Origin of the sequence: Clostridium sp. (assembly GCF_051654825.1) — a bacterium.
Taxonomy (GTDB): Bacteria; Bacillota; Clostridia; order Clostridiales; family Clostridiaceae; genus Clostridium.
Genome location: NZ_JBOFYU010000032.1, coordinates 1 through 4,370, shown reverse-complemented (window position 1 = coordinate 4,370; position 4,370 = coordinate 1). Strand labels below are relative to the sequence as shown.

Sequence of the window (4,370 nt, the reverse complement as noted above, 5' to 3'; positions counted from 1 at the left end):
TAAAGCTTGATAATAAAGAGATATTTTCAGGAGTAATTATAAAAGATAATAAGTTTAAAGCTATGGATTATTCATTTTATTTAAATCAAAATAAAGAAACATTCCAATTTGTTGATGTAAAAGTAGAGGTATGTATTAGAGAACTTGTGAATGTTTTAGGTGGAGAAGTTGGAATTATAGAAGGAACAAATACCAACATTGATAAATTTTATTTTGGAACTAGCATAGGAAGCATAATCAAAGAAATTATAGATAACATAAAAGCCTTAGAAGGTAAAGAATATGACTTCTATTATGAGCTTGGTAAATTTCATTTTAAAGCTAGAGATAAAGTAAGGGTATTATCTAATGAGTTAAAACCAACAACCTATATAAAAGGGGTAAATAAGGACTTTGAATTTAATGCTTTGAATTATATAAAACCACCAGTTTATAGCAGAAGTATGGAGAATATGAAAAACTCTATAAAGGTTTATACACAAAAGGGAAATAATTATATCCAAGTTGAAGAATCTAAAGATGATAAATCTATAAAAAGATATGGATTACTTCAAGATGTTATAAGTATAAAAGAAGCTGAAGTTGGAATCAATAAAAATAAAGCTGAAAATATATTAAAACTAAGTAATAAGTTATCTGAAAATTTAACTGTAGAAATTCCTTTTATAGCTGAGATTATTAATCCTGGAAGAGTTCTAAAGTTAAACTATCAAGAGTTAGATATAACAGGTATATTTGAAGTTAAATCAGTTGTTTATACTATTGCTGCTAAAGATATGAGAATTATGGCTAAAATGGATTTGGAGAGATTGAATTATGAAGAATAATAAAATTAAATACAAAAAAGCCATAAATGATTTAGCATGGCTTTTAGTAACTAGAAATAATAAAAATTGGATGGGAGCTATTACAGGGGAAGTGGTAAAAGCTCCACCTAATTTAGAGGTAAAAATAGATCCTAAGATAACTTTAAAAACTAAAAATATAGTTATATCAGAAGAAAAGATATCAACATATACTAGAGAGTTTAAATCGTGGGGTAATGTAGATGAGATAGTTATAAATGGAGAGATAGAAACAAATTCATCAAATACTGAAGGAGGACCAGGACCACATAAACATCAACATGGAACAATCTCAGGAACTTTAAAAGGAAAAGGTACATTTAAACTGAGTGGAACAAATGAATGGACAGATGATTTAAAAGTTGGAGATATGGTATTACTAGTTCCAACTAATGAACATGAAATTTTTTACTTAGTAGATAAGGTGGTGAGAGCTGATGCTACCAAGTAGTTATTCAAAATATAAAGATGTAACTAAAGAGATAGAAGATTATCAAATTAAGCAAGAGGAAGAGATAAAGAATATAAAAGTCAAAGAGGTACAGTTTGATTTTGAAAAGGGAGATTTCTACTTTACTGGGAATGAACCTAAGTATTTATTAACTAATAAAGAACTAGTAATACAATGGGTAAAGAAGTTATTTTTAACTAATAGAAATAGTTGGAATTGTTATAAGAAAGATTTAAAGTATGACTTTGGATTAGATATAAAAAAATATGTTGGTAAGCAGCTATTTCCAGATTTATTTCATATTGAATTAATAAAAGATGATATTTATAAAAGTTTATTAAATCACAGACTTATAAAAAATGTTCATTATCTTCAGCTAGTTCAAGTAGATGAAAAAATGCATTGTGGTTTTATATTAGAGTTAGAAGAGGGAGCAATAGAGTATGAGGAGGTATTTTAGTGGATAGTGAAAAGATAAATGAAATAACAGAAAGAATGGCCAGTAGAATATCTTTTAATACTGAGATAGGAAGTTTTGCAAGAGATATATTAAGAGCTGTAGCAGTTGAAATGGCTATGGAAGAAAATTTATATAGTGATGATTTAAATACTAGATTTATTGATACAGCTACTGGAATAGATTTAGATATGTGTGTTAGGGATAAGGGGAAACAAAGAATAGAAGCTATATCAGCTACAGGAGAAGTTAAAATAATTGGAGCTAATGGAACTGTAATAAAAAAGGGAACTATAGTTACAAGTTCATCTAATGAATATAGAACAATTGAAGAAAAAGAGATAGTTAATGTATCTACTTTTGTTAAAGTTGAAGCTGTACAAGCAGGAGAAAAGGGAAATTGTGAAGTTGGAGAGATAACAAAATTTAAAGAGGATTATATCGGATTAACTTCAGTAACAAATTTAACTAAAATATCTGGAGGAAGAAATCAAGAAACAGATGATGAATTAAAAGCTAGAGTTTCAAGATATATTCAATATCCACCTATATCATGGAATCAATATTACTTTGAAGATAAAGCTAAAGAGATAACTGAAGTTGATAAAGTTAAATGTATTCCATGTTGGAATGGACGAGGTACAGTAAGGTTAATTGTGACTGAAAAAACTAATCCAATAGCAACTGAAGAAGTGAAAAATAAGATAAAGAATCTAATTGATAATGAGATTATATCAGATATTAATTTAACAGTAGATTCAGTAGTAATTAATGATATAGCTTTAGATTTTGAAGCAGAACTTAATACTGACTATTTAGAGAGTGAGGCAAAAGAAGAGATAAAGGTAGCATTAAATGAATTTCTTTTTAAGAATATCTTTAAAGAAAGAATTTTATATTTTGAGATAGCTTCAATTATAAATAGTTGTAAAAGTATTGAAAAGTTATCAGACTTAAAAATAAATGGGATTAAAGATGATTTAGTGATAGAGCCTGATAAATTATGTAGGGTAAATACAATAACAATAGGAGGAATTAGTTAATGGCAGGTTTTACAAATTATGGAGAAAATCTTGTTATAAATGAAGTTTTGAGATCAAGACAACTTTATGTAGGACTAATGAAAGCTAATCCAGAAGAAGCAGGAAATAGTTCAAGTGAAGTAAATGCAATTTCATATGAAAGGCAACCAATACAATACATAGAACCTAAGCTAGGAGAAACATATAATCATCAAGATATACAGTTTCCTACAGCAACAGAAGATTGGGGTTGGATAACTCATATAGCAATTTTTGATTCTAAAGAGAATGGAAATATGATATTGTTCTCAGCTTTAGATTTTAAGAAAGAGATAAGAGCAGCTGATATTTATAAGATACCTAGAGCTTATTTGATATTTTCAATAGATTAGGAGAGAGATAATGAAAGGAAATAATAGACCTCTTATAAAAAAAGAAGTTTGGGAACTGAATGAGCAATTAGTAGAAGAGTTTTTAGAAAATATAGTTCATGACTTTGCATTGGATTCTAAAGATATTGGAGCTATATCCAATCATATTTCAAATCAGCTAATAACAGTAATAAAAGATACAGCTAAATTAAAATCTAAGAGTGAATTGACAGTTTTAGGAATAGATACTTCAAAAGATTTCACAGAGAAGATTTTATTAAATTTGCCACCATATATGAGAAAAGCTAAATTAATAGAGGAACTAGCTAAGACTATCTCAATAGAATTACAAAGATTAGATTTATTGAAACAGGAAAAGATAAGTTCGCTATTAATTTCAACAAATTCTGTTAATTTAAATAGATTAGAAAAAATATACGGCAGTAAATTAAGTAATAGTTTAGGAATAAGAACTAGACAGAACATATTGATAGCAAAAGAGATTGCAAAGTATGAAAGATTCAATAAAGCTTTTATATATAAAATTAGTCAGTACTTTGAGGTTGGAGAAATATTAGACATAATTAATGATAAAGCTAATAAATTGTTAACTATAGTTTTAGAAGAGAATAAAGAAAATCTAAAAACATTTAATTTATTCCATGAGTTTATTAGAAGTGTTTCTCCTGCTTTTTATGAAATAAATATTATAAATTAGGAAGGTGAGTATTATTGCCTAAAGAGGAAAGACAAATAAAAGAAATAACAGATAATGATTTGGATACAGGAAGAGATCTTGTAACGGAAAATTATGAGTTAGAAATTTTAACATTAAAAGACAAAGTAGATTTAAGAAGATTCTCTAGGTCATTTTTAAAAGTAGATAAACTATTAAAAAATGCTTTTACTAGTATAGTAGATCATATTGCAACAAAGGTAACCCAAATAAAAGATGGACATATGTCTAAAGAAGATAAAGTAAAATTAGATAATATAGCAGACAATGCAAACAATTATTCGTTACCAGTTGCGAATGGCAATACTTTAGGAGGGGTAAAAATAGGAAATGGAATAAATATAGATAGCTCAGGAACTATAAGTATTATACCTGCGAGAGAAGGGTTAGTTCCAATTGGAGCATTATTATTACTAGATAATGCAAATAATCCAGCATTAATGTTTCCAGGAACAACTTGGAATAAAATAGAAGAAAGATTTTTATAT

At 27.4% G+C, this 4,370-nt stretch carries 7 protein-coding genes; all 7 read left to right on the top strand.

From position 1 onward, the window contains the following. Window positions 1-827 (top strand): XkdQ/YqbQ family protein (locus ACRDBA_RS01465; RefSeq protein ID WP_438571167.1); only part of this gene is annotated, 827 nt, incomplete at its 5' end. Continuing rightward, entirely contained in the window at window positions 817-1,296 is a 480-nt protein-coding gene (locus tag ACRDBA_RS01460; protein ID WP_240220847.1) for a DUF2577 family protein, read from the top strand. The genes ACRDBA_RS01465 and ACRDBA_RS01460, both read left to right, overlap by 11 nt. Continuing rightward, window positions 1,283-1,756 (top strand): DUF2634 domain-containing protein, encoded by a 474-nt coding sequence (locus ACRDBA_RS01455; protein ID WP_438569861.1) that lies wholly within the window; start codon window positions 1,283-1,285, stop codon window positions 1,754-1,756. The genes ACRDBA_RS01460 and ACRDBA_RS01455 overlap by 14 nt, the downstream gene beginning before the upstream one ends. Then, on the top strand, window positions 1,756-2,796 hold the full coding sequence (locus tag ACRDBA_RS01450) for a baseplate J/gp47 family protein (RefSeq protein WP_438569862.1): 1,041 nt from the start codon (window positions 1,756-1,758) through the stop codon (window positions 2,794-2,796). The genes ACRDBA_RS01455 and ACRDBA_RS01450 overlap by 1 nt, the downstream gene beginning before the upstream one ends. Next, window positions 2,796-3,167 carry a phage tail fiber protein gene (locus ACRDBA_RS01445; protein ID WP_185874678.1) on the top strand — a complete coding sequence of 124 codons (372 nt, stop codon included), beginning with the start codon at window positions 2,796-2,798 and terminating at the stop codon, window positions 3,165-3,167. The genes ACRDBA_RS01450 and ACRDBA_RS01445 overlap by 1 nt, the downstream gene beginning before the upstream one ends. Window positions 3,168-3,177: 10 nt before the next feature. Continuing rightward, window positions 3,178-3,864 carry a hypothetical protein gene (locus tag ACRDBA_RS01440; RefSeq protein ID WP_438570114.1) on the top strand — a complete coding sequence of 229 codons (687 nt, stop codon included), beginning with the start codon at window positions 3,178-3,180 and terminating at the stop codon, window positions 3,862-3,864. A 14-nt stretch (window positions 3,865-3,878) separates the two neighbouring features. Then, window positions 3,879-4,370, top strand: a 492-nt coding sequence (locus ACRDBA_RS01435) for a head fiber protein (protein ID WP_438571166.1), incomplete at its 3' end; no start/stop codon positions are given.